Genomic DNA, 26401 nt, shown 5'->3' with positions numbered 1-26401 from the left:
AACTAAACACCCATGAGTAGCAAACTCCTGCTCATATAGATCAAGTGGTAAAGGACACTATGGAAGTATTTCACTACTATCCTTGGCTATTCCCCGTATTAGCTTTCATTTTTAGCCTTCTTATTGGCAGCTTCCTCAACGTCGTCATACACCGCTTACCGATTATGATGGAACGTGAATGGCAACAAGAGTGCTCAGAATATTTCTCTCAATACAAAATCCCAGCACCTGAAGGGAAATTTAACCTGAGCATTCCACGCTCGACTTGTCCGAAATGTGAAACCCAGTTAAGAATCATCGACAATATTCCAGTGTTAAGCTGGTTGTTCTTAAAGGGTAAATGTCACAGTTGTGCGAATCCAATCAGTGCTCGCTACCCTTTGGTTGAACTGCTTACTGCAATCCTTTGTACCGTAGTCGCAAGCCACTTTGGTTTTAGTTTCTACGCTGTTGCGCTGATCTTTTTCACCTTCGCATTGATTACCGCGACCTTTATCGATCTCGACACCATGCTGCTGCCCGATCAAATCACCTTACCTTTGGTTTGGTCTGGTATTGCGTTAGCTCTGTTTAATATCAGCCCAGTATCGCTTCAAGATTCTGTAGTTGGCGCAATGGCAGGCTACCTAGCTTTATGGTCGGTTTACTGGTTGTTTAAGCTGCTGACAGGCAAAGAAGGCATGGGTTACGGCGACTTCAAGTTACTAGCGGCACTTGGTGCATGGCTGGGTTGGCAGCATCTACCGATGATCATCCTTTTATCGTCACTTGTTGGTTTGGTTTTCGGTTTGATTCAGCTGCGCTTGAAACAGCAAGGTATCGATAAAGCCTTTCCATTTGGACCTTATCTTGCCATTGCGGGCTGGGTTAGCTTGATGTGGGGTAACGACATCATGGGTTGGTATTTAACTTCTGTACTAGGAATGTAACCATGGCAATCATTATCGGATTAAGTGGCGGTATCGCCAGTGGTAAAACGACCGTCGCTAACCTGTTCAACGAGCATTTTGGCATTGATATTGTCGATGCTGATATCGTGGCGCGTGAAGTCGTCGCACTAGGCAGTGAAGGCCTAAATCAGATTACAGCTCATTTTGGTGAAGGCATCTTGCTAGAAGATGGAACACTAAACCGAGCCAAGTTGCGTGAAGTAATCTTCTCTGACCCAACAGAAAAACAGTGGCTCAATGATCTTCTCCACCCAATGATCCGCGACAAAATTGACAGTGACTTGTCTAAAGTCACCTCTCCTTATGCTTTATTAGTCGCACCGCTCTTGGTTGAAAACCAAATGCAAGGCATGGTCGATCGCGTGTTAATCGTTGATGTTCCTGCTGAAGTACAAATAGAGCGTACGATGAGTCGAGATAATGTTTCTAGGGAACAAGTAACGTCAATTTTAAAATCACAGGCTTCAAGAGAACAGCGCTTAGCAGTTGCAGATGACGTGATTAAAAACCATACTAAAAACCAAGAACTTTTGCCTCAAATCACAGATTTACATCAAAAGTATCTGGCAATCAGTACAGTAGATGGGTCAGAATAGAACAATGTTGAATGAAGGTTTGCTCGATGATCACCCACAAATTTGAACATCCTCTAAATGAGAAAACACGCATCTACTTAAGAGTTGAATCACTCTTGAGGCAGCTACACTTGTCTTCTACATTTTCCGATGCTCAACAGTATCAACTCTTTTTCCGTTCTATCTTTGATCTGATTGAAATCTTCGAACAGATCCAGCTCAAGAGCGAACTCGCAAAAGACATTGAGAAGCAACGTGTAACCTACAAAAGTTGGTTAGATGTTGAAGGTGTCGATCAAGAGATGCTTACATCTCTGCTCACCGATATTGGCAACATCTATCGCGATCTTATGCAAGCAGAGCGTTTTGGACAATCACTTAAGGAAGACAGATTCCTAAGTGCGATTCGCCAGCGCTTTAATCTACCTGGTGGTTCATGCTGCTTTGATTTACCGGCTCTGCATTATTGGCTGCATCTTCCTCTTGATAAGAGAATGAGGGATGCCAAAGCATGGATGGATAGCCTACAGCCTCTGTATGAAGCGCTAACGCTATGGTTAAAGCTAACTAGAGAGACTGGTCACTTTAAAGAGCAAATTGCTCGTGCAGGCTTCTTCCAGAGCGATGCTGATGAAGCGAATATCCTTCGCCTTTCAATTCCAATGCAATACGGCGCCTACCCGATGATCTCGGGCCACAAGAACCGTTTCGCTGTTAAATTCATGAGTTTTGAAACAGGGCAAGCTTGTACTCAAGATATCGAATTTGAATTGGCTATCTGTTCCTAATTAATTTCCTTTTATCGTTTGGCTTGAGTGCTCACTCAAGCCTAAACTCACTATTATTACCCCTCAATTTAAGAATCACTATGTCGAAAAAAATCACCATCGTTAAATGCCCTCAATGTAATACCGACGTTGAATGGGGTGAACAAAGCCCACATCGCCCGTTTTGCAGCAAGCAATGTCAGATGATTGATTTTGGTGAGTGGGCAGACGAAGAAAATAGCATCGCTGGCGCACCAGACATGTCAGATAGCGACAGTTGGTCGGAAGATCCGTACTAAGATTCGAGATTCGAGATTCGAGATTCGAGATTCGAGATTCGAGATTCGAGATTCGAGATTCGAGATTCGAGATTCGAGATTCGAGATTCGGAAAAATGATTAAAGGGTTGGCGTTTTGCGTCAATCCTTTTTTTATTTCCGATAGTTTGATGTTTACTGAAAGAGATTCCCTACTCCTTCCTTCGTCAGTCTAGGGAATGACGGCTATACGCAAGCTTGTTCCAAATCGTCTCACACGACTAGATTTCTGACTAGGCTCCTTCGTCGCTATCGGAAATGACGGCCATGGTTGTCCCATTGTCAGATCCTTTAGTGTCATAACTCGGTAACTGAAACCTACCCGTCATCCCCAAGAGTGAGGAATGAGGGAGTTGGGGAGCTCTGGTTTTCAAAACGCCAAATAGCAGGCACAAAAAAGCGGAGCCAAATGGCTCCGCTTTTATCGATAGAATGCAAAAAGAATTACTTCTTAGCAAGTTTCTCTTTAATACGAGCTGACTTACCAGAACGCTCACGTAGGTAGTACAACTTGGCACGACGTACTGCACCACGGCGTTTAACTTCGATGCTATCAACCATTGGAGAGTGAGTTTGGAACGCACGCTCTACACCTTCACCGTTCGAGATCTTACGAACTGTGAATGCAGAGTGAAGACCACGGTTACGAATAGCGATTACAACGCCTTCGAAAGCCTGTAGACGCTCACGGTCACCTTCTTTTACCTTAACCTGAACTACAACAGTGTCACCTGGTGCGAATTTAGGAAGGTCTGATTTTAGTTGCTCTTCTTCAAGAGCCTTAATGATGTTGCTCATTTGTATAAATTCCTAGAATAAACTGATACTAAATTTAATAGGTTACTGCTTGCTTTTCGTTAAGAGCGTTGCTCTTTAATGAATTCAGCCAGTAATTGTTCCTGTTCGTCAGTCAGAGCTAGGTTTTCCAGGAGTTCTGGTCTTCTTAGCCAAGTTCGGCCCAACGATTGTTTTAATCGCCAGCGACGAATGTCCTTATGGTTTCCAGACTTGAGTACCGAAGGCACATCTTTATCGTCTAGCACCTCAGGGCGCGTATAATGGGGACAATCTAGCAAACCATTTGCAAAAGAATCTTCTTCTGCTGAAGCGAAATCTCCAAGTACACCCGGAACAAACCGAGATACTGAATCAATCAGCGTCATGGCTGGCAGCTCGCCACCCGTCATCACAAAATCTCCAATCGACCATTCTTCGTCAACTTCAGATTGAATGATGCGCTCATCTACCCCTTCATAGCGACCACAAATAAGAAGTAAATTCTCGTTTGTTGCCAGCTCTTCAACACCTTTCTGGTCGAGTTTACGACCTTGAGGTGAAAGATAGATAACCTTCGTCTTTCCCGGTGATGCTTGCTTGGCAGTTTGGATAGCGTCGCGCAAAGGCTGAACCATCATTAACATGCCAGGACCACCACCGTAAGGTCTGTCATCAACAGTGCGATGTTTATCATGAGTGAAATCGCGAGGATTCCATGTCTCGATAGATAAAAGACCTTTCTTTACCGCTTGACCCGTTACTCCAAAATCAGTAACTGAACGGAACATTTCAGGAAATAGGCTAATTACGCCAACCCACATGTGTTCTCTCGCTCTATGATTTTAAAGTTAGAATCCAGGATCCCAGTCAACTTCGATCCGTTGAGCTTCGCGATCAACTTTCTTGATCACTTGCTCTTCAAGGTACGGTACTAACCGTTCCTTTTGTCCGAAAGCATCTTTAAGATTTGCTTTGATTACTAGAACATCGTTTGAGCCAGTTTCTAGCATGTCTGTAACAACACCTAGATCGTAACCTTTAGTGGTTACAACTTGCATACCAAACAATTCACGCCAGTAGAATTCCTCTTCTGACAATTCTGGTAACGAAGCAGGGTCTACTGCAATTTCAAAGTTGGTCAGTACATGAGCGTCCTCGCGGATCTCAAAACCTTCCAGCTTACACACCATACCTTTGTTATGACGTTTCCAGCTTTCTACTTTGAATTCAACCCACTTCCCCTTTTGGTTAACGTACCAAGGGGAGTAATCAAATATGCTTTCAGCATTGTCTGTGTAGGAAAAAACTTTAAGCCAGCCACGAATGCCATAGGTAGCACCAAACTTGCCCATAACAATTTTTTCGTCTTGCTTGCTCATTGTTTCTTTACCCTTCATCGACATAAGCTATTTCTCTTTAAAAAAGAATTAAGCCGCTTTTTGAGCGTCTTTAACTAGCTTAGCTACACGATCAGATAGAGATGCGCCTTGACCAACCCAGTGGTTAACACGATCTAGGTCTAGACGAAGACCTTCTTCTTGACCTTGAGCTGTAGGGTTAAAGAAACCTACTTTCTCGATGAAACGGCCAGTTGCAGCGTTACGGCTATCCGCAACTACGATTTGATAGAATGGGCGCTTCTTTGCACCGTGACGTGCCAAACGAATGGTTACCATGTCGTCCTCTTTGCTTTCTTAATAAAATAATTAACCCCAAGTCTAAGTAATAGCTTGGGGTCTCGTGCCAAATTAAAGCCCCGGAATTTTACTCTTATTCCGGTGCAATGCAAGGGCTTTAGCTATTTTTTCACCAACATAGCTGCCGTACACTTTCTGTGACACGGCTAACACTATGAAAAGTAACGTAGCTAAAGCTTACATTTGTAGGTTATCGACCGAACGGGTTAAAGCCACCACCCATTCCGCCCATACCTCCACCGCCGCCCATCATGCCTTGCATGTTGCGCATCATGCCTTTCATGCCACCTTTCTGCATCTTCTTCATCATCTTCTGCATTTGGGTGAACTGCTTAAGCATACGGTTTACATCTTGTACCTGTGTACCAGAACCAGCAGCAATACGCTTTTTGCGTGAGCCTTTGATTAGGTCAGGGCGTTGACGCTCTTTCATTGTCATAGAGTTGATGATCGCTTCCATTTGCTTGAACATCTTGTCATCAACTTTATCTTTAACGTTGTCTGGTAGCTGAGACATGCCTGGAAGCTTATCCATCATGCCCATCATGCCGCCCATGTTTTGCATCTGACCAAGCTGTTCACGGAAGTCTTCAAGGTCAAAGCCTTTCTTCTCTTTGAACTTCTTAGCCAGTTTCTCTGCTTTCTCGGTATCAACGTTTTTCTGTAGGTCTTCAATAAGAGACAGTACGTCGCCCATACCAAGGATACGAGATGCAACACGATCTGGGTGGAACGGTTCTAGTGCGTCAGTTTTTTCACCGACACCTAAGAACTTGATTGGTTTACCTGTGATATGACGAACAGACAGTGCAGCACCACCACGCGCATCACCATCAACTTTCGTTAAGATAACACCGGTTAGTGGTAGCGCATCACCAAAGGCTTTCGCAGTGTTCGCAGCATCTTGACCTGTCATTGCATCAACAACGAACAGCGTCTCTACTGGTTTAATTGCAGTATGAAGCTCTTTGATCTCGCCCATCATCTCTTCATCGATAGCCAAACGACCGGCAGTATCGACTAATAGTACGTCGTAGAATTTCTTCTTCGCGTGGTCGATTGCAGCGTTTGCAATATCAAGAGGCTTTTGGTCAGCTGAAGATGGGAAGAAATCTACACCAACATCGTTTGCTAACGTTTCAAGTTGTTTGATCGCCGCTGGACGGTAAACGTCGGCAGAGACAACCAGAACTTTCTTCTTGTCACGCTCAGTTAGAAGCTTAGATAGCTTACCTACCGATGTGGTTTTACCTGCACCTTGTAGACCTGCCATTAAGATAACAGCTGGCGGTTGCGCTGCTAGGTTAAGAGCCTCGTTAGACTCACCCATCACAGCTTCAAGTTCAGCTTGAACGATCTTAATGAATTCTTGACCAGGCGTTAGAGATTTAGAAACCTCAACACCCACAGCGCCTTCTTTTACGCGCTTAACAAAATCGCGGACAACTGGCAGTGCAACGTCGGCTTCAAGTAGCGCCATACGTACTTCACGCAGCGTCTCTTTTATATTGTCTTCGGTCAGACGACCTTTACCGCTGATGTTCTTCAGCGTTTTGGATAGACGATCCGTTAAATTATCAAACATAGTTTTCTCTTCGCTCAATCCTGCGACTATTACTGTGAGTATACATTAGCGTTGATTAGAGTCATACCCGTTGTGGAGCGTTAATCATCCACGCTTGTGATGTGAGACATTGTTCACTTGGAATTGAGTGAGGTTCACCATAGCCCCAAAGAGCGATGCAAGGTATAATTCGTCAATTAGTAATCATTTAAATGGATACCATGGACAGTCTTATTGCGATCGCAGCAGCCTTTCTTTATACAATGGCGATTTCCACGATCATTCCAGGTCTCGTGCACCAAACAGGAATCCGTGTAAAAACGGTGTTTATTAGCGCATTACTTGCTTTAGCTTTCCATGCTTGGTTGCTTGGCGATTTAATCTTTAATGCCAGTGGCCAAAACCTCAGTATCTTGAACGTTGCTTCATTAATCAGTTTAATCATTTCTATAGTGATGAGCGGCGCGATGCTCAGAACCCGCTTGTGGTTCATTTTGCCTGTTGTTTATAGCTTCGCAGCGCTTAACCTCATGGCCGCAACGTTTCTTCCAAGTACCTTCATCAAACATCTAGAGAATGACCCGAAACTGCTCGTGCACATCTCTTTGGCATTGTTCTCATACGCGACGCTGACTATCGGTGCGTTATACGCCCTGCAACTCGCGTGGCTTGATCACAAGCTTAAAAAGAAAAAAGCCTTAGTGATTAACCCTAACCTACCTCCTTTAATGATGGTGGAAAGACAGCTTTTCAAGATCATTCTTATTGGTAATGGCTTATTAACGGGTACTTTGCTGACTGGCCTTATCTTCGTACAAGATATGTTTGCTCAAGGAAAGGCGCACAAAGCGGTATTATCTTTTATCGCTTGGGTTATCTACTCCATTCTTTTATGGGGTCATTATCAAAAAGGTTGGCGTGGACAGAAAGTCACTTGGTTCGCACTGGCCGGCGCCAGCATGCTCACATTAGCCTACTTCGGTAGCCGCTTCGTTCAGGAAATCATCCTGAATTAGTCTGTAAAATAAAGGCAAGGTCTCACACACCTTGCCTTTAAAATATTGAGTCCGTTAGATTCAATTGACATCTCGACCATGTTCGGTCATAAATTAATCAAGATACACAAATAGGAAAAGAATAGTTTTGGACGACATATCAACGGGTATCTTATTTGCGCTACTCGCGTGTCTCATTGTAATTTCTGGTTATTTCTCTGGTTCCGAAACGGGCATGATGTCCTTGAACCGCTACCGTTTAAAGCACTTGGCCAATACGGGTCATAAAGGTGCCAAACGCGTAGAAAAACTTCTGAACCGCCCAGACAGATTGATTGGTCTCATTCTCATCGGCAACAATCTCGTCAACATTCTTGCATCTGCGATCGCTACTATTCTTGGTATGCGCATCTACGGGGATATCGGTGTGGCTATCGCTACTGGTACCCTGACTCTCGTGATCCTCGTATTCGCCGAGGTAACACCAAAAACCATTGCTTCTCTATTCCCTGAACGTGTCTCTTACGCCAGTAGCATCCTTTTGATGGTGCTGATGAAGGTACTGTCGCCGTTGGTGATTTTAGTTAACTTCATTACCAATGGCTTCATTCGTATCTTAGGTGTCAAAGCCAGCCATGATGCAACCGACCACTTAAGCTCAGAAGAGCTCAGAACCGTGGTAAATGAAGCGGGCAGCCTTATTCCCCAGCGTCACCAAGATATGTTGGTGTCTATTCTAGATTTAGAGCACGTGACCGTGAACGACATCATGGTGCCTCGTAATGAAATCACCGGCATCGACATCAATGATGATTGGAAGTCGATTGTTCGCCAACTGACTCACTCTCCTCATGGTCGTGTGGTTCTCTATCGTGACCAGATAGATGAAGTGGTTGGTATGCTTAGGCTGCGTGAAGCTTACCGCTTAATGCTGGAAAAAAACGAATTCAATAAAGAGACCCTGCTGCGTGCGGCAGATGAGATCTACTTTATTCCTGAAGCGACACCGCTCAACATTCAACTGCTTAAGTTTCAGCGCAATAAACAGCGTATCGGTTTGATTGTTGATGAGTATGGCGACATCAACGGCTTGGTTACCTTGGAAGATATTCTGGAAGAGATCGTTGGTGAGTTTACTACTTCAATTGCACCAAGCTTATCTGAAGAGATCACCCCACAAAGTGATGGTAGCTTCTTAATTGAAGGTAGCGCCAATATCCGAGACATCAACAAAGGCTTGCAGTGGGCATTGCCTACCGACGGTCCAAGAACATTGAATGGTTTGATACTGGAACACCTTGAAGATATTCCAGAGAGTCACCTGAGTGTTCAGGTTGCCAGCCACCCAATGGAAATCGTAGAACTCGAAGAGAACCGTATCAAGCTGGTGCGCGTGTTCCCACAGATCGTTAACGGATAAATGTGGCTTGCTGTAAAAGCTAAATGAGCACACAAGCTCAAATGCAACAAAAACAAAAGGCCCGATTCATTGAATCGGGCCTTTTAGTATCTAGCTCGCTCAGTCTCTAGAGCAAAATGTATCTAGAGTGAAGCGTATTCTAGGTGAACCAAAAATGATTAATCGATTTTAAGCTCTTGAAGCATCGACTCTGGCAGTGCCAGTTCATCATTCTTGTTGACAGAGATACCTGCAGCGATGATTGCATTCGCGATCTCTTTCGCTTCATCCAAAGAGTGCATTGCCGCTGTACCACATTGGTATTCGTTCAGCTCAGGGATCTTATTCTGGTTCTCAACTTTCAGTACATCCTTCATCGCAGCTAACCAGCCGTCAGCCACTTGTTGCTCTGTAGGTGTACCAATTAGGCTCATGTAGAAACCTGTACGACAACCCATTGGTGAAATGTCGATGATCTCTACATCTGAACCGTTCAATTGATTACGCATGAAACCAGCGTATAGATGCTCAAGAGTATGGATACCTTTCTCAGATAGGATGTCTTTGTTTGGCGCAGTGAAACGCAGGTCAAACACAGTGATGGTATCCCCTTTTGGGGTTTGCATTGTTTTAGCAACACGAACTGCAGGTGCGTTCATGCGTGTGTGATCAACAGTGAAACTATCTAATAAAGGCATTGCTCTTCTCCGTGACGGCTGGCTTTAGAAAAACCAGCTTCGATTGTCTTCTAGTTCTTTGCGGCACTGTTTCAGCTGCCATCCATAATCTTTTGCTTGCTGTTCGACTTTGCGAGCCACCTTAATCAACGATGGCTTGCTGTTGTATGACTTACGCTTATAACCACCACGGCCTTCATGATAAGCCAGGTATTGGTTATATGGGTCCCATAGCGAGATACCCAGCTGACGACGTGTCTCACTGGTATACCAACCAATAAACATCAATGCATCATCAAAGTTGGTTCTTGAACCACCGTTATTGGTCGCTTTTTGGAAGTCTTCCCAAGCAGGATCTTGAGCTTGTGCATAACCGTAGGCACTACTTACGCGTCCCCACGGAATAAAGCCAAGAATGTAATCTTTGGGTGGGCGAGCATCATGACGAAAGCTACTCTCTTGTTTCACAAAAGCCATCGCTACGTTAATCGGCGTGCCCCACTCCTCTTGCATATCAAGTGCATCTTCATACCAAGATGGATGCTCTCTGAAGATGCTGCACAAATTATCTTGCTGCTTAGGCGGTGGCGTTGCACACCCAACCAATAGGCTAGAGACAACACCGACAGTCACTACAGGTAACCATTTACCACTCACACGAGTAGGCTGACCTAATAAGTCTTGCTTCCTTTCCACCAAAGTCTCGCTATGCTTTTAAATACGAAAAGTAATCCGCTAAGAAGCTATCAAAATCTTGAGTGCTTGCTTCTTCACTTTGTTGCTGAGCAATCACAGAGCGTTGAACTTCCGCTTCCATCAACTCAGCTGAGTAAACTTTATATTGGTGCGCTTTGTGTTGTTGAGCGTACGTTTTACCTAACGCACAACCCACTTTACCTAAACCACCCAGTTTTTTGGTCTCTTCTAGCAACTGGCCAGAAATCGTTAGCTCAGGGTTATCAATCCAAGCCTCAAGCGTATCGCATGTTTCTTGGTATGCACGACCGCCTTGTTCTGCGTCCATCATTTCAGCGATAGAGCGTAGATCTTTGAAAACACGCTTCGCCCAATCTTGCAGAGACAAGCGCTCGCCATGACAGCCAATTTGCAGTTCTAAACCAACCTGACGACCTTCTAAGATCACCTTGTTCCAGTTATCGCGCCAGCATTCAAGTTCGCAGTTATCCATCTCAGCAGAGTCTGTTAGTACACTCCACGTTAGGAATAGATCCAAGAAGCGAACTTGCTGCTCGGTGATACCGATTGAGCTGAATGGGTTTACATCTAGAGAACGAACCTCGATGTACTCAACACCGCCGCGAGCCAACGCTTCAGATGGCTTCTCACCACTTTTCGCGACACGCTTAGGACGGATTGGAGCATAAAGCTCATTCTCAATTTGCAGTACATTGCTATTTAGCTGACGGTATTCACCATCAACCTTAGTGCCGATCTCGGCGAATTCTTCTGATGGTGTACGAATCGCTTGATTCAAGCCTTCAAGGTACTGACCCAGGCTGTTGAAGCCAATCTTCAATACACTTTGCGCACTGTTTGTGTAACCAAGATCGCTCAGGCGCAGCGCCGTTGCTTTTGGTAGATACAGTGTCTCACCAACCTTTTCGAAAGGTAGGTTGGTTTCTCTTCCTTTGATGAAAGAAGAGCACAGTGCCGGTGAAGCACCGAAGAAATAAGGAATTAACCAACCAAAGCGGTAGTAGTTACGGATCAAGCCAAAGTAAGCATCTGACTTAGCTTCACAACGCGCTTCTTCTGTTTGCTCTCCAAACAGGCTATCCCAAAAGCTTTCTGGGAATGAGAAGTTGAAGTGAACACCAGAAATAATCTGCATCAGGCTACCGTAACGGCGCTTAAGGCCTTCACGATATAGCGTCTTCATCTTGCCGTTGTTTGAGGTACCGTATTGCGCTAGCTGAATATAATCTTCACTGCCAACGTAACAAGGCATAGAGAGCGGCCATAGCTTTTCGCCATCTAACTTGGTTTGCGTGAAGTGATGGATATCAGACAACTGATTCAAAAGCGTCGGAACGTCATTAGAAACAGGCGTGATAAATTCCAGTAGCGACTCAGAAAAATCGGTCGTTACCCATTCGTTCATCAACGCAGATCCTAAAGCTTTAGGGTGCGGCCCAGTAGCAAGGTGGCCATCTTCCGTGTAGCGTAACGTTTCCCTTTCAACACCACGACCAAATTGAGAGAAAGTCTTAGGGTTGGTTGCAACTTGCTTTAGTCGCGCAGCAAAATCAGTCAAAATTCAGTTCACTTATCTTATATTGTTCTGATTAGAACTATCATAAATTAGGTTGGAGGAGAAAAGTAGAGTCTCTTCCCTCCCCCTTTAATGTGTACTCTAACGAATGATTTCAAGCTCTTCTATTGGAATATCTAACTTTTCTAATTGTGGGCGAAGCGAAGTCGCGTCACCAACAACGATTATTTGATAATCATTCGGGTCGAACCATTTCTTCGATAGCTCGTTTAAGGTCTCTTTTGAAACCGTTTCAACTATCTGATTACGCTGTTGTAGGTAATCTTCATCAAGGCTCAATGCGACAATATTACTCAACAACCCAGCCTTTTGACTTGGCGTTTCGTATTTAAGCGCATCTTGTTGACCGACGGCGAGGCGCATAAATTTCACCTCTTCGTCAGTTAACCCACTTTGACTAAACTCGTTCAGCTCATTAATGAACTCTTGAATCGATGGAACCGTGGCATTCGCTCTTACCTGTGCACTGAATACCACCGCGCCCGTTTCACGTGTACTCGCAAAGTAACCGCTTGCACCGTAAGTGTAGGCTTTATCTTCACGTAGATTCTGGTTGATACGGCTATTGAAGTTACCCGCTAGGTTAAAGTTAGCCAGTTGACTCAAATACAGTTCACCTGTTGCATCAAACGGCAGGCCTTTACGCACCAAGCGAACAATACTTTGCGGTGCACCCGGTTTGTCGACCAAATACAGGTGTTGACCTGAAAGCTCTTTGACGATCTGTGGGCGCGTTAATGGTGCAGCATCGCCTTGCCACTCTTCAAAGAATTGTAGCTGTTTTCCAACCTCTTTCTTCGAGATGTCTCCCACAACAACAATATTGGCACCTTCAGGTGTGTAGTGTTGGTCATAGAATTTTTTCACATCGTCTAGAGTGAGTTTCGATAGAGATGCTTTAGTACCGTCGCTCGCTCGAGCAAAAATACTGTCGCCAAATAGCACTTCACGTGTTGCTTGAGACGCCATCCAGCTTGGTTGTTGGTGTTGATACACAACGCCTTCTAGCATCTGTTTCTTAACACGTTCGAAGTCTTGATCATCAAACTTAGGCTCAAACAGAACCTCTTGCACGATCGCTAAGGTTTGAGGCAGATTTTTCTCTAGCGTAGAAACTGAAATATCCGTGGTGTAACTGCCCGCACTGATGCTCACACTACTACCAAGCTTATCTAGTGTCGCTTGTAGCTCTTCGACCGTTCGTTTTGTCGAACCTTCTTCCATCATCGAAGCGGTTAGGTTCGCTAGGCCTTCTTGTCCTTTACGGACATAACGCTCACCGGCTGGAAGTTGAATCTGTAGCTGTACGGTCGGCGTTTCGCTGGTCACGGTACCGATCAAATCCGTGCCGTTGGCAAAGTGCATGCGGTACAAATCAGGCATCGTTGCTTCAACACCAAAGTTCACTTCTGGCATCACGCTACGATCAAAGGTATTAGGTGCTTTTCTGAAATCCAGTTGGTCTTCTGTCACCTTGTTGTATTCAGGCAAAGTGCGTGGTGGTGTGGTAAAGGTCGCTTCACGAACTGCTAAATCGAGTTGCTTCTTAGGCACCACACTCAGGGTCACCTTATGCTTACCTTCCATGAAATCTTGGTAGGCTTTGCTTACGCTTTCTGGAGTCACTGCTCGGATTTGATCCAACTGTGATTCAATGCGATCTGGCTGACCATAGAAGGTTTGGTTAGATGCCAGTTGTGAAACTTTACCTTTGACACTTTGCAGTGCAAAAACCGCATCCGCTTCAGCCATGCCGGTGATCTGATCTAGACGCTCTTGTTGAACGCCCTCTTTCGAGAACTGCTCTAGAGTATCCATCAATTCTTTATTAAGAACCGTCAAATCACCTTTTTCACCTGAGTTACCCATCGCATACACATACATGGTGCAAGCGAGCTCGGCACAATCATGGAAAGATCCCGCACTGACTGCTTTCTGTGTTTTTACGAGGTTTTGATACAAGTAGCTGTTGGTACCTGAACCCAATACATTAGACAGTGCATTCAGTGAAGCTTGTGTCTCTTCACCACGATACGTTGTTGGCCAACCCACAAGCACCATCGGCTGACGAATATTATCTTCTAGGGTTATGTACTTATCTTCTGTTAGCACAGCTGGTTGCTTCTCTGCAGCCTTAACTTCAGGGCCTTGAGGGATAGGTCCAAAGTACTTGTTCACCCACTCTAGCGTGTCATCAACGTCGATATCACCACCGATAGTCAGTACCGCATTATTTGGGCCGTACCAGCGCAGGAAGAACGCCTTGAGGTCATTCACATCAACACGGTCTAGATCTTCCACATAACCGATTGGTTGCCATGAGTAAGGGTGACCTTCAGGGTAAAGCGCTTCACCCATGCGTTCCCACATCAAACCATAAGGACGGTTTTCGTAACTTTGCGCACGCTCGTTTTTAACCGTGCCTCTTTGAACTTCGAATTTCTTCTGAGAAACCGCATCCAATAAGAAACCCATTCGGTCTGATTCTAACCACAACATTTTCTCAAGCTGGTTAGATGGAACGGTTTCAAAGTAGTTAGTACGGTCACGATTAGTCGTGCCGTTTAACGAGCCACCAGCCTCGGTTATGATCTTGAAGTGCTGTTGGTCACCGACGTTCTCAGAGCCTTGGAACATCATATGCTCGAAGAAATGAGCAAAGCCCGATTTACCTATCTCTTCACGAGCAGAACCTACGTGATAGGTCACATCCACATGCACAAGAGGATCAGAATCATCAGGAGAAAGAATAACTGTCAGGCCATTTTCAAGTTGATACTTAGTGTAAGGGATCACAACTTTGTCTTTAGAAGGTTTAACCTCCTCGACTAAAGTGACGCCTTCTGGCAATGAGGAAAAGAAGGATGTTGAGCTAGGTACATTGTAAGAACAGCCTGCGATGGCGATAAGAGAAAATGTACCAAGTAAAACCTTTTTCATAGGTTCTCCTTAGAAAAAACCGAAGTAGATAGCAGCAAGTAAGCTGTAGCGAGCGGCTTTGCCAATCGCTATCAAAATAACGCTAGGGATAAATTTCATTCTTAGCCACCCCGCCGCGAGACACAAAGGGTCACCAATAACGGGTAACCAACTGAATAACAGAGTCCAGTAACCATAACGGCTCAGCCAAGCCATAGCCTTATGACCATGCTTTTCAGATTGAGTTCGATTGGGCAGCCACAAACCAATCCAATAATTAGTCAGGCCACCTAAGGTGTTACCGAGTGTCGCTATGAGAATAATCGACGATGTTGAGAATTGATCTAGGCTCAATGCTGCAACAAGGCTGGCTTCTGAGCCACCGGGCAATAATGTGGCACTCAAGAAGCCACTGATGAAGAGTACCCAAAGCGCCGAGTCAGAGAACCACAGCGCTATGTTTTCAAAAAGGGAGTTAAAGAATTCTAGCACTGCCTATCAGCCTTCTTGCATTTTAAGCAGTACCTTGCCTCTGGTGTGTCCGGTTTCAACCTGTAGATGCGCCGACTGTGCTTCGTCTAGTTGGTAGATACCTTGAATTTCTGTTTTAAGTAATCCAACACTCACCATATAAAGCATAGTGTCCATTTGCTCAGGGTTTGGCTCAACCAGCATGCCTGATGCGGTAAAACCTAGTAGTGTGGCTTTTTCGCAGATCAGTTCTGCAGATAGAGTCGGAACGGTCACTACTCTCGCACCGTCTTTCAAGCACTTCAATGCATCAAGCGCGGTATCGCCACCGACCAAATCAATCAACACATCAACATCAGAAACTCGCTCTGAAGCCGGGGCAAACTTATAGTTGATCGCATGAGCGCCAAGCGTTGCAAGATAATCGAGGTTAGCTTCGCTGCAGGTGGTGTAAACCTCGGCTTTTGCAGCCACTGCAATTTGAACCGCAAGGTGACCAACGCCGCCCGCGCCCGCTAAAATAAGCACGCGATCGCCTTCTTTCACTTCGGCTTTATTAAGCGCTTGTGCTGCTGTTTGGCTAGCAAGCGGTAATGCTGCTGCCGCTTCTAGGGTAACAGAGTCCGGAACCATGCTGAGTGCCGCTTCTGGAACACATACATATTGGCTGTAACCGCCACCTTGCAGTGGGAAGCCAATAAAGCCTGCCACGTTATCACCAATGGTAAAACGTTCAGCCTGATCGCCTAGCGTGACAATTTGACCTGAAATATCGTATCCCGGCACCCAAGGAAGGTTGTCTTTGTTTTGTGCTGCTGCCCAACCAAGGCCAGCACGGGTTTTCACATCAATCGGATTAATGCCCGAAAAGGAAACTTTAACCACCACTTCTCCGGCCTTAGGCTCAGGAATCGCACTGGTTTGAATACTAAGGTTTTCGACGCCGCCGAATTGAGTAATCGCAATCTGTTTATTTTCCATTTCCACATTTCCTTGATTGATAAAAGCCCTAGTGAGCAAGCACCCTAATTAATAAAAAGAAAGGGATGCGAAAGCATCCCTTTGACTATAAACCATTTAATAAGGCTAAGTTAACCGCTCATTCGTAAATTGACGACCAATTAACGTAACGATACATGACCAGTAATCCGTTAACCAACTAGCGCTAATAGAATACCCGCCGCAACCGCACTACCAAGTACACCTGCTACGTTCGGGCCCATCGCATGCATCAACAAGAAGTTCTGAGGGTTTGCCTCAAGACCGACCTTGTTCACAACACGTGCTGCCATCGGAACCGCTGATACACCAGCTGCACCAATCAATGGGTTGATGTCCTCTTTCGAGAAGCGGTTTAGAACCTTCGCCATCAATACACCACCTGCAGTACCAATACTGAACGCGACCGCACCTAAGCCAAGAATACCCAGAGTCTCTAAGTTCAAGAAAGTATCCGCTTGAAGCTTAGAACCAACACCGAGGCCAAGGAAAATAGTCACAACGTTAATCAGTTCGTTTTGCGCTGTTTTCGATAGACGATCAACCACGCCCGCTTCACGCATTAAGTTACCCAGACAGAACATACCCACTAGAGGTGTTGCTGAAGGTAGGAACAAAATCGTCATCAGTAGTACAGCAAGTGGGAAGAGGATCTTCTCTGCTTTGCTAACATGACGAAGTTGAGCCATCTTAATCTTACGCTCTTCAGGAGATGTTAACGCTTTCATGATTGGCGGCTGAATAATAGGAACCAATGCCATGTAGCTATACGCCGCTACTGCAATCGCACCTAAAAGATCAGGAGAGAGCTTACTCGCCAAGAAAATCGCGGTTGGGCCATCAGCACCACCAATGATCGCAATAGAAGAAGCGTCGGCCATCGAGAATTCCATTCCTGGAACATAGTTCAGCAAGATCGCGCCAAATAGCGTTGCGAAGATACCAAACTGAGCCGCAGCCCCTAGCCACAACGTTTTAGGGTTCGCAATCAACGCACCGAAGTCCGTCATCGCACCAACACCCATAAAGATCAGCAGTGGGAAAATGCCCGTTTCAATACCAATGTAGTAAACGTAGTAAAGCAAACCACCTGGATCAGTAAACCCAGCATTTGGAATGTTCGCTAATACAGCACCAAAACCAATAGGTAGCAGAAGTAACGGTTCAAATCCTTTACGAATTGCCAAAAACAACAATAAGCAACCAACCAACATCATACAGATCTGGCCGAACTCAAAGTTCGCAATCCCTGTTTCAGACCATAAGGTCATCAATCCTTCCATGGTACTCCCTTACGCCAAGCTTAGTAGTGGAGCGCCTACAGTAACTGCATCGCCTTCTTTAACATTCAGTTCTTGAACGATACCACCACGAGCAGCACGAACTTCCGTTTCCATCTTCATCGCTTCTAGGATAAGTAGAACGTCGCCTTCGGCAACCTCAGCACCCGCCTGAACGTTAACTTTAAAGATGTTACCCGCCAATGGAGCAGGAACCGCTTCAGCGTCAGAAGCTGCTACAGGTGCAGCCTGAGCCGCTTGAGCAGGTTTTGCTGATGGCGCAACAGATGTTAGTTCACCTTGTGGGCCAACCTCGACATCATACACTTGGCCATCTACCTTCACGCTGTAGCTTTCGATACCACCAGATGCAGGCGCCGGAGCTGCAGCAACAGGAGTCGCAACTTCTGCCGTTGGTGCTGGTTCAAATGCTTCAGGGTTACGACGGTTCTTAAGGAACTTAAGACCCACTTGTGGGAAGAGTGCGTAAGTCAGGACATCATCAACTGTATCTTCAGCTAGAGAGATGCCTTCTGATTTCGCTTTCTCTAAAAGGTCCGTTGTCAACGTGTCCATTTCTGACTTAAGCAAGTCAGCAGGGCGACAAGTGATTGGCTCAGCACCATCCAGAACTTTCGCTTGCAGTTCAGCATCGACTTCCGCAGGTGCTTGGCCGTATTCGCCTTTCAGCAGACCTGCAGTCTCTTTAGTGATGCTCTTATAGCGCTCACCCGTTAGCACGTTAATAACCGCTTGAGTACCGACAATTTGAGAAGTTGGTGTTACCAAAGGAATGTAACCAAGCTCTTTACGTACGCGTGGAATCTCTTCAAGAACCTCGTCCATACGATCGGCTGCACCTTGTTCTTTAAGCTGACCTTCCATGTTAGTCAACATGCCGCCAGGAACCTGAGCGATCAAGATGCGAGAATCCACACCTTTTAGCTGGCCTTCCCATTTCGCGTACTTTTTACGCACATCGCGGAAGTAAGAAGCAATTGGTTCAATTTGGTCAAGCTTAAGGTTCGTATCGCGCTCAGTGCCTTCTAACATCGCCACAACCGTTTCAGTTGGCGTGTGACCGTAAGTACAGCTCATTGAAGAGATAGCCGTGTCTAGAATATCGATACCCGCCTCAACGGCTTTAACCGCTGTTGCTGTCGATAGACCCGTTGTCGCGTGGCTATGTAGCGCTAGAGGAACATCACACGATGCTTTGATGCGTGTAATTAACTCTTCCGCTTCATAAGGCTTTAATAAACCTGACATATCTTTGATACATAGTGAATGACAACCTAGGTCTTCTAGACGCTTAGCCAGATCAACCCAAGTATCAGAGTTGTGAACCGGACTGGTTGTGTAAGACAAGGTACCTTGAGCGTGGCCGCCAACATCGATCGTTGCTTTCACCGCTTTTTCAAAGTTACGTACGTCATTCATCGCATCAAAAATACGGAATACGTCCATGCCATTCTTATGGGCACGTTCAACAAATTTTTCTACTACATCATCCGCGTAGTGACGGTAACCCAACAGGTTTTGACCACGCAGTAGCATCTGCATTGGCGTATTTGGCATCGCTTTTTTCAGTTCACGCAAACGCTCCCATGGATCCTCTCCAAGAAAACGGATACACGAATCAAACGTCGCGCCGCCCCAAGTCTCTAGAGACCAGTAACCGACTTTATCCAGTTCTGCCGCAATTGGCAGCATATCTTCGATACGCATACGAGTAGCAAATAGTGACTGGTGCGCGTCACGAAGTACCACATCTGTGATAGCTAGTGGTTTAGACATGCTCATAAACTCCTTTTTAATCCTTTAAATGCTACTTAGCAGTAGACGCACGGTATTGATGAACCGCGGCCGAAATTGCTGCCACTACCTGTGGACTAACAGCTGAAGGGTTTGATTGTGATTTTTGAATTTTTTTAGGTGCTGCGATCGGCTCAGGTACTTCTTCTGGTACCAGTTTTGACATCAACCGAACGAGGTAAACTAGAATAGTTAGAAAAATAAAGACAACGGACATTCCCGTTATCATTAGAGTCGCCGCATCTCCTAGCAGGCTTCCAATATTAGTCATGTTGCTTCCTTTCTTCGTCATCCTGACATATGTACAGGATTTCAGCGAATAGTGATCCCGACCCATGGATTATCTCGATTGGTAAAACTTTGTCAATTTTGTTTAAGGTTCTGTTACGGATAACGCACACATAAGGTTAATTATTCGCCTATCAGATCACATAAATCTGTCAAATGAGTCATTTTTAGATATTTAAACTGTGACTTAAACGGGGCTTTTCTGAGAAATGATATGAGAAAGGTGGAATAACAAAGAAGCATTCAAGAAGTACTTAAAATACAACAAGTTAAATTTTAAATAAATTTAACATTTGATCAACATTTATATGACAGGCATAAAAAAAGCCTCGTAAAAACGAGGCTTTTTTTAATAATGTGGCGCGCTCTGGAGGATTCGAACCTCCGACCGCCTGGTTCGTAGCCAGGTACTCTATCCAGCTGAGCTAAGAGCGCACGGTTTTAATATCAATTCATTGTTACTAACAACGTATCAATATAAGGATTTCATTCTCATAAGAAAGAAGCCCTAAATAGTGGCGCGTCCTGGAGGATTCGAACCTCCGACCGCCTGGTTCGTAGCCAGGTACTCTATCCAGCTGAGCTAAGGACGCACGGTTTAGTATCAACTTACTATTAAGCAATTCAATACAAGGATTTCATTCATATAAGAAAGAAGCCCTAAATAGTGGCGCGCTCTGGAGGATTCGAACCTCCGACCGCCTGGTTCGTAGCCAGGTACTCTATCCAGCTGAGCTAAGAGCGCACGGTTTTAGTATCAACTTATAGCCAATACAAGGATTTCTATTCTCGTAAGAGAGAAGCCCTAAATAGTGGCGCGTCCTGGAGGATTCGAACCTCCGACCGCCTGGTTCGTAGCCAGGTACTCTATCCAGCTGAGCTAAGGACGCACGGTTTTAGTATCAAGTTGCTATTACACAATCAATACAAGGATTTCACTCACATAAGAGAGAAGCCCTAAATAGTGGCGCGTCCTGGAGGATTCGAACCTCCGACCGCCTGGTTCGTAGCCAGGTACTCTATCCAGCTGAGCTAAGGACGCACGCTTTTGATATTAATTCTCGATAAACGATTTATCAATATCAGGATTCAAATTCATATAAGAACTAAACCCTAAATAGTGGCGCGCTCTGGAGGATTCGAACCTCCGACCGCCTGGTTCGTAGCCAGGTACTCTATCCAGCTGAGCTAAGAGCGCACGGGTTTTAGTATCAACTTCGTCAATACGAGGATCAATAGACCCTTAAATAGTGGCGCGTCCTGGAGGATTCGAACCTCCGACCGCCTGGTTCGTAGCCAGGTACTCTATCCAGCTGAGCTAAGGACGCACGGTGTTCATTCATTAAGAATGAAGTTGTGAAATATATCACATTCTTCTTGCTACGAAGAAAAAAAAAGGCCATCGGCCTGTAATGAATGGCGGTGAGGGAGGGATTCGAACCCTCGATGCAGCTACAAACCACATACTCCCTTAGCAGGGGAGCGCCTTCGGCCACTCGGCCACCTCACCTAATTCATTATTCTCACATCACTTACAAGTAAGAGAAGAGAGAATGGCGCGTCCTGGAGGATTCGAACCTCCGACCGCCTGGTTCGTAGCCAGGTACTCTATCCAGCTGAGCTAAGGACGCACATTTACATTGTCTAAATTGCTAATTTTAGACTCGCAAGAAATGGCGGTGAGGGAGGGATTCGAACCCTCGATGCAGCTACAAACCACATACTCCCTTAGCAGGGGAGCGCCTTCGGCCTCTCGGCCACCTCACCGTCTTGCGGAGGCACATATTACGTTTTACCGAAAATATGTCAAACACTTTATTGAAAAAAATTGGACAAAAACACTCAACCGTTTGCTATTTAATCAAAGCGCTTGCAAATTGAACTTATAAGATTCAAATCGCGCTTTTTCCCTTAAAAATTAAGGCGAAAGATTGGCAAGAATAAACAGCCGAAAACAATTATCTAATTTCTTCAGCAGCAAGTGCTACCGCTGTTTGCACCTTACTACGGGATGCGTTTTTACGCTATAGGAGAAACTAACAAATCTTGAGCTTTTCCAAACAAAATAGAAAGAAACAACGTTGGACAATCGGAACGGTATTACACAGTGTTATCGAACATTCATTTCACTGAGAGAATACTGGCCCGTTATCTAAGCCATCTATATCTCAATGAACTCTTCAGTGCTCCAAGATCAAAAAAGGCTAGCAACAATGCTAGCCTCTTCTCTACGCAAAAGTATTAGTAGTTGCCAGATGCAACGTTACCATTACCTTTTTCAGCTTGAATGCGCATGTAGATCTCTTCACGGTGAACAGATACTTCTTTAGGTGCGTTAACACCAATACGTACTTGGTTACCTTTAACGCCTAGTACAGTAACTGTTACTTCATCACCAATCATCAGTGTTTCGCCAACGCGGCGAGTCAAAATTAGCATTCTTTGCTCCTTGAGTAATCTCTAAATTTATCTAGCTACGAGAGCATTATCCAACAAAAGTTATATTTTCGTAAACTATCGATTGAGTTTATTTAACCAAAATGCACTTCTTTTTTAGGATAACCCTGTGTTTCACGCGCTACGATGTATGCATTGTGTAATATGTTAGCAGCCATATCGACTTGCGTTGGTGATATCACCAAAGTTAAAGACTGCTGCTGCAATAAGTGATGCTGTACATCAATTTCGCCTTCAGACAACAATCCATGTGAACTGACCACAATTTCTTGTGTTCGGCTTCCTACCACAGTTAACAAACTAACCTGTTCACTATTACGGATTTTCTCGCCAAAAACTAGTTTTAATTTGGCACTTATGTCTTGTTTAATAATGAGTGCTGCCCGTTCTGTTTCCTCGATCACACTACAGACTTCGATCCCTAACAGTTGGCAATGCGATATGAAAGACGGTAAATCCTCATTCAAACACTCGATACGTACCATGTCTCTTTGAATGGCGATGCCAGCAATATCATTCAAACACTGGTTACCCGCGATCAATGTGCCCTCGCCTGCTTCAAAGCTGGAAAGCACTCGTAATGGTACATTATGTTGCCATGCATATTGAACACACGGTAAATGAAGAACCTTTGCACCTCGGCGAGCCATCTCTTCCATCGACGGAAAGTCTAAGGTATCGAGTTTCTTCGAATGTTTGACAACCCTCGGGTCACAAGAGTACACACCATCTACATCAGTATAGATCTGGCACTCTTTCGCCTGAAGTGCGCCCGCTAACGCAACCGCCGTGGTATCAGAGCCGCCTCGGCCTAGAGTAGTAATGTCGCCTTTAGCATTCATGCCTTGAAAGCCAGCCACTATCACAATCTGATTATCGTCTAACAAGGCTTGAATAGGAGCAGTATCAATACGCTCAATCGTTGCATTGTTATGATTAGAATCGGTGTGTATCTTGGCTTGATAGCCAGTCATCGATGTCGCTTCATAACCTAACTTGTGCAACGTCATTGCTAACAAAGCCATGGAAACTTGCTCTCCGGCCGTTAACAGCACATCCAGCTCTCTAGCGTTGGGGACGCTATCAACTTGTGTGGCTAAATTAACCAACCGATTTGTTTCACCTGACATAGCAGAAACGACAACCACGATCTGGTTCCCTTCATTTTTCGCTTCAATGATTTTCTCTGCTACATGATGGATTCGCTCTATTGAACCCACCGACGTTCCACCAAATTTCTGCACGATAAGAGGCATTTTCACCCGTCCTCACCTTCCCAAGACCAATGTCTATATATGACAAAAAAACACATACTCCGCGTCATGGCGAAGCAATAAAAAATGAACCAAGGAGTCTAACGTAACCATTAGACTTCGTGGTTAATCTCAATCAAACCTGATTTACACACTTCCAATAGACAAAATAAAAGATGCCCAATCATCTGATTGGGCATCTTTGTATCAATTACTTAAGCTTAAAGACGTTCTTCTAGCCAAGTGCGTACAGATTTAAGCGCTTCAGGAAGTGCTTCAACGTCAGTACCACCCGCTTGAGCCATATCTGGACGACCGCCACCTTTACCGCCAACTTGCTCAGCAACCATCTTAACTAGGTCACCCGCTTTAACTTTGCCGATAAGGTCTTTAGTTACGCCAGCAATTAGGCCAACTTTACCGTCTGCTACGTTAGCAATCAGGATGATGCCGCTACCCACTTGGTTTTTAGCGTTATCAACCATAGTACGTAGGTTCTTGTTGTCTGCGCCTTCAATTGCAGCAACCAGTACTTTAGTACCTGAGATTTCTTCCACTTTGCCCATGATGTTTGCGCCTTCAGCTGCAGCCATCTTTTCTTTAAGCAGTTGGATTTCTTTCTCTAGAGATTTCGCTTTCTTAGCTGACTCAGCCAGTTTCTCTTCATAAGCGTTGGCTTGAGCTTCTACAGCATCTAGAGCCGCTTCGCCTGTTACCGCTTCGATACGACGAATACCAGCAGCGATACCACCTTCAGAAGTGATCTTGAACAGACCGATGTCACCCGTGTTGCTCGCGTGGATACCACCACAAAGCTCAGTAGAGAAATCGCCCATAGACAAAACGCGAACTTCATCATCGTACTTCTCGCCAAACAGTGCCATTGCACCTTTTTCTTTCGCTGACTCGATGTCCATGATGTTGGTTTCAATCACGTGATTCTTACGAACTTGTGCGTTAACCAAGCGCTCGACTTCTTTAATCTGTGCCGGTGTTACCGCTTCAAGGTTAGAGAAGTCAAAACGTAGGTTATCTGGCTTAACCAAAGAACCTTTCTGAGCAACGTGCTCACCTAGAACTTCACGCAGTGCAGAGTGAAGTAAGTGCGTTGCAGAGTGGTTTAGTGAGATAGCAGCACGACGCTCAGCATCAACTGTTGCTTCTACTTTATCGCCTTGAGCAAATACACCTTCAACTAGCTCACCGTGGTGCGCAAATGCGTTACCTAGTTTCTGAGTGTCTTGTACTTTGAATAGACCCGATGCTGTTTTTAGCGTACCAGCATCACCACATTGACCGCCTGACTCAGCGTAGAATGGTGTCTCTTCAAGGATGATGATGGCTTTGTCGCCCGCTGATAGTGAAGATACTTCTTCGCCGTCAACGAATAGCGCAGAGATTTCACCAGAACCTTCAGTACCTGTGTAGCCACAGAACTCAGTGTTAGTATCTACTTTGATCGTAGCGTTGTAATCAGTGCCGAATTGGCCAGCTTCACGTGCACGTTGACGTTGTGCTTCCATCGCCTTCTCAAAGCCTTCTTCATCGATAGTAAAGTCGCGTTCACGAGCTACATCATTAGTAAGGTCAGCTGGGAAGCCGTACGTATCGTAAAGTTTGAATACTGTTTCACCGTCAAGCTCTTTGCCTTCAAGTGCATCTAGTGCGTCATTAAGGATAACCATGCCGCGCTCTAGAGTACGACCGAAGTTCTCTTCTTCAATGCGAAGTACTTTTTCAACAAGCTCTTGCTGTTTCTTAAGTTCATCTGCCGCAGAGCCCATCACTTCAGCCAGTACACCCACAAGTTTGTGGAAGAACACGCCTTGTGCGCCAAGCTTGTTACCGTGACGAACTGCACGACGAATAATACGACGTAGAACGTAGCCACGACCTTCGTTTGAAGGCATAACGCCATCAGCGATTAGGAATGAACAAGAACGGATGTGGTCAGCAATAACGCGTAGCGATTGGTTAGATAGGTCGTCATGACCCACAACTTCAGCTGTCGCTTTGATTAGCTTTTGGAATACATCAATTTCGTAGTTAGAGTGAACGCCCTGCATGATTGCAGAGATACGCTCAATACCCATACCTGTATCTACGGCAGGCTTAGGTAGCGGTTCCATTGTGCCGTCAGCGTGACGGTTGAACTGCATGAATACGTTGTTCCAGATCTCGATGAAACGGTCACCATCTTCTTCAGGTGTACCAGGACGGCCGCCCCAGATGTGCTCACCGTGATCGTAGAAGATTTCAGTACATGGACCACAAGGACCTGTGTCACCCATTGTCCAGAAGTTATCAGACTCGAACTGTTTACCGCCTTCTTTGTCGCCGATGCGAACGATACGGTCAGCAGGTACACCTACTTTCTTGTTCCAGATATCGAATGCTTCATCATCTGTCTCGTATACCGTTACCAGTAGACGATCTTTTGGCAGTTGAAGAGTTTCAGTCAGGAATTCCCAAGCAAACGCAATCGCTTCTTCTTTGAAGTAATCACCAAAGCTGAAGTTACCTAGCATTTCGAAGAATGTGTGGTGACGAGCCGTGAAACCTACGTTTTCAAGGTCATTGTGTTTACCACCCGCACGTACACAACGCTGAGCCGTAGTTGCTCGTGTGTAGGCACGCTTTTCGGCGCCTAGGAAGCAATCTTTGAATTGGTTCATACCTGCGTTAGTAAATAGCAGGGTTGGATCGTTATGTGGAACTAACGATGAACTGTCTACGATTTGGTGTTCTTTGCTCTCAAAGAACTTAAGGAACGCGTTGCGAACCTCATCAGTGCTCATGTACATGCAGCTCTTCCTGAAAATAGTCGAGTTAGAATTTTGCCGTATTGTAGATCATGGTTAAGGCTTCGACTAGTTTTCTTGTAGAAAAGACACCCTTGGGCAGGATT

The 26401-nt window shown here is 45.2% G+C and carries 23 protein-coding genes and 10 tRNA genes; 6 read left to right on the top strand and 27 right to left on the bottom strand.

The window, feature by feature from the left end; genetic code table 11:
• The first annotated feature begins 59 nt into the window (after positions 1-59).
• The 4 genes from L1D37_RS15995 (at position 60) to yacG (ending at position 2591) form a co-directional block, all read left to right on the top strand.
• Positions 60-929: an A24 family peptidase gene (locus L1D37_RS15995; protein WP_239848433.1), complete on the top strand. Its 870-nt coding sequence runs from the start codon at positions 60-62 to the stop codon at positions 927-929.
• A 2-nt stretch (positions 930-931) separates the two neighbouring features.
• Positions 932-1546: a dephospho-CoA kinase gene (gene coaE, locus L1D37_RS15990; RefSeq protein WP_239848432.1), complete on the top strand. Its 615-nt coding sequence runs from the start codon at positions 932-934 to the stop codon at positions 1544-1546.
• A gap of 26 nt (positions 1547-1572) precedes the next feature.
• A complete protein-coding gene (zapD, locus tag L1D37_RS15985; RefSeq protein ID WP_076655026.1) occupies positions 1573-2313 on the top strand; it encodes a cell division protein ZapD in 741 nt (246 codons plus the stop codon).
• An 80-nt stretch (positions 2314-2393) separates the two neighbouring features.
• A complete protein-coding gene (gene yacG / locus L1D37_RS15980; RefSeq protein WP_239848431.1) occupies positions 2394-2591 on the top strand; it encodes a DNA gyrase inhibitor YacG in 198 nt (65 codons plus the stop codon).
• Between the two features lie 462 nt (positions 2592-3053).
• On the opposite strand, the gene rplS is transcribed toward yacG, so the two are convergent.
• The 5 genes from rplS to ffh all read right to left on the bottom strand — a co-directional run bounded on the left by rplS (position 3054) and on the right by ffh (position 6668).
• Complete coding sequence (rplS, locus tag L1D37_RS15975; protein WP_004738151.1) at positions 3054-3407, bottom strand: 50S ribosomal protein L19; 354 nt, start codon at positions 3405-3407, stop codon at positions 3054-3056.
• Positions 3408-3466: 59 nt separating this feature from the next.
• Positions 3467-4207 carry a tRNA (guanosine(37)-N1)-methyltransferase TrmD gene (gene trmD / locus L1D37_RS15970; protein ID WP_017629426.1) on the bottom strand — a complete coding sequence of 247 codons (741 nt, stop codon included), beginning with the start codon at positions 4205-4207 and terminating at the stop codon, positions 3467-3469.
• A 27-nt stretch (positions 4208-4234) separates the two neighbouring features.
• Positions 4235-4789, bottom strand: a complete 555-nt coding sequence (gene rimM / locus L1D37_RS15965) for a ribosome maturation factor RimM (RefSeq protein ID WP_017629425.1) — start codon at positions 4787-4789, stop codon at positions 4235-4237.
• A 24-nt stretch (positions 4790-4813) separates the two neighbouring features.
• A complete protein-coding gene (gene rpsP / locus L1D37_RS15960; RefSeq protein WP_004410028.1) occupies positions 4814-5062 on the bottom strand; it encodes a 30S ribosomal protein S16 in 249 nt (82 codons plus the stop codon).
• A 211-nt stretch (positions 5063-5273) separates the two neighbouring features.
• Entirely contained in the window at positions 5274-6668 is a 1395-nt protein-coding gene (ffh, locus tag L1D37_RS15955; RefSeq protein ID WP_050653637.1) for a signal recognition particle protein, read from the bottom strand.
• 200 nt (positions 6669-6868) lie between these two features.
• Here ffh and L1D37_RS15950 point away from each other — a divergent pair, with 200 nt between their 5' ends.
• Both L1D37_RS15950 and L1D37_RS15945 read left to right on the top strand, forming a co-directional pair.
• Positions 6869-7663, top strand: a complete 795-nt coding sequence (locus L1D37_RS15950) for an inner membrane protein YpjD (protein WP_239848430.1) — start codon at positions 6869-6871, stop codon at positions 7661-7663.
• A gap of 127 nt (positions 7664-7790) precedes the next feature.
• Entirely contained in the window at positions 7791-9062 is a 1272-nt protein-coding gene (locus L1D37_RS15945) for a CNNM domain-containing protein (protein WP_017629424.1), read from the top strand.
• Between the two features lie 158 nt (positions 9063-9220).
• Here L1D37_RS15945 and luxS read toward each other — a convergent pair whose 3' ends face one another.
• From luxS to alaS, 22 genes are all read right to left on the bottom strand, one after another.
• Positions 9221-9739 (bottom strand): S-ribosylhomocysteine lyase, encoded by a 519-nt coding sequence (gene luxS, locus L1D37_RS15940; RefSeq protein WP_017629423.1) that lies wholly within the window; start codon positions 9737-9739, stop codon positions 9221-9223.
• A gap of 24 nt (positions 9740-9763) precedes the next feature.
• Entirely contained in the window at positions 9764-10414 is a 651-nt protein-coding gene (locus tag L1D37_RS15935) for a hypothetical protein (protein ID WP_176680433.1), read from the bottom strand.
• A gap of 10 nt (positions 10415-10424) precedes the next feature.
• Positions 10425-11993: a glutamate--cysteine ligase gene (gene gshA, locus L1D37_RS15930; protein ID WP_239848429.1), complete on the bottom strand. Its 1569-nt coding sequence runs from the start codon at positions 11991-11993 to the stop codon at positions 10425-10427.
• Between the two features lie 99 nt (positions 11994-12092).
• On the bottom strand, positions 12093-14951 hold the full coding sequence (locus tag L1D37_RS15925) for a pitrilysin family protein (protein WP_239848428.1): 2859 nt from the start codon (positions 14949-14951) through the stop codon (positions 12093-12095).
• A gap of 9 nt (positions 14952-14960) precedes the next feature.
• Complete coding sequence (locus tag L1D37_RS15920) at positions 14961-15422, bottom strand: YqaA family protein (protein ID WP_004741880.1); 462 nt, start codon at positions 15420-15422, stop codon at positions 14961-14963.
• A gap of 6 nt (positions 15423-15428) precedes the next feature.
• Positions 15429-16382, bottom strand: coding sequence for an NADP-dependent oxidoreductase (locus L1D37_RS15915; protein ID WP_239848427.1), 954 nt, complete (start codon positions 16380-16382; stop codon positions 15429-15431).
• A gap of 170 nt (positions 16383-16552) precedes the next feature.
• Positions 16553-17683 carry a sodium ion-translocating decarboxylase subunit beta gene (locus L1D37_RS15910; RefSeq protein ID WP_019825842.1) on the bottom strand — a complete coding sequence of 377 codons (1131 nt, stop codon included), beginning with the start codon at positions 17681-17683 and terminating at the stop codon, positions 16553-16555.
• A 9-nt stretch (positions 17684-17692) separates the two neighbouring features.
• Positions 17693-19477, bottom strand: coding sequence for a sodium-extruding oxaloacetate decarboxylase subunit alpha (gene oadA / locus L1D37_RS15905; RefSeq protein WP_239848426.1), 1785 nt, complete (start codon positions 19475-19477; stop codon positions 17693-17695).
• 31 nt (positions 19478-19508) lie between these two features.
• Entirely contained in the window at positions 19509-19766 is a 258-nt protein-coding gene (locus L1D37_RS15900) for an oxaloacetate decarboxylase subunit gamma (RefSeq protein ID WP_004741884.1), read from the bottom strand.
• 375 nt (positions 19767-20141) lie between these two features.
• Positions 20142-20218, bottom strand: a tRNA-Arg gene (locus L1D37_RS15895).
• 81 nt (positions 20219-20299) lie between these two features.
• Positions 20300-20376 (bottom strand) — tRNA-Arg (locus L1D37_RS15890).
• Between the two features lie 75 nt (positions 20377-20451).
• Positions 20452-20528 (bottom strand) — tRNA-Arg (locus tag L1D37_RS15885).
• Positions 20529-20596: 68 nt separating this feature from the next.
• Positions 20597-20673: transfer RNA gene (locus L1D37_RS15880), tRNA-Arg, on the bottom strand.
• 75 nt (positions 20674-20748) lie between these two features.
• Positions 20749-20825 (bottom strand) — tRNA-Arg (locus L1D37_RS15875).
• 79 nt (positions 20826-20904) lie between these two features.
• Positions 20905-20981 (bottom strand) — tRNA-Arg (locus tag L1D37_RS15870).
• A 53-nt stretch (positions 20982-21034) separates the two neighbouring features.
• Positions 21035-21111: transfer RNA gene (locus tag L1D37_RS15865), tRNA-Arg, on the bottom strand.
• An 89-nt stretch (positions 21112-21200) separates the two neighbouring features.
• A tRNA-Ser gene (locus L1D37_RS15860) sits at positions 21201-21293 on the bottom strand.
• A gap of 44 nt (positions 21294-21337) precedes the next feature.
• Positions 21338-21414 (bottom strand) — tRNA-Arg (locus L1D37_RS15855).
• Positions 21415-21457: 43 nt separating this feature from the next.
• Positions 21458-21550, bottom strand: a tRNA-Ser gene (locus L1D37_RS15850).
• 474 nt (positions 21551-22024) lie between these two features.
• Positions 22025-22222, bottom strand: coding sequence for a carbon storage regulator CsrA (gene csrA / locus L1D37_RS15845; protein WP_004415691.1), 198 nt, complete (start codon positions 22220-22222; stop codon positions 22025-22027).
• A gap of 92 nt (positions 22223-22314) precedes the next feature.
• Positions 22315-23496, bottom strand: a complete 1182-nt coding sequence (locus L1D37_RS15840) for an aspartate kinase (RefSeq protein ID WP_239848456.1) — start codon at positions 23494-23496, stop codon at positions 22315-22317.
• 218 nt (positions 23497-23714) lie between these two features.
• A complete protein-coding gene (gene alaS, locus L1D37_RS15835) occupies positions 23715-26297 on the bottom strand; it encodes an alanine--tRNA ligase (protein ID WP_239848425.1) in 2583 nt (860 codons plus the stop codon).
• Positions 26298-26401: the final 104 nt, after the last annotated feature.

The organism is Vibrio sp. Isolate33, assembly GCF_022397895.1.
Classification (GTDB): domain Bacteria; phylum Pseudomonadota; class Gammaproteobacteria; order Enterobacterales; family Vibrionaceae; genus Vibrio; species Vibrio pomeroyi.
This window is presented reverse-complemented; position numbering and strand designations above follow the sequence as displayed.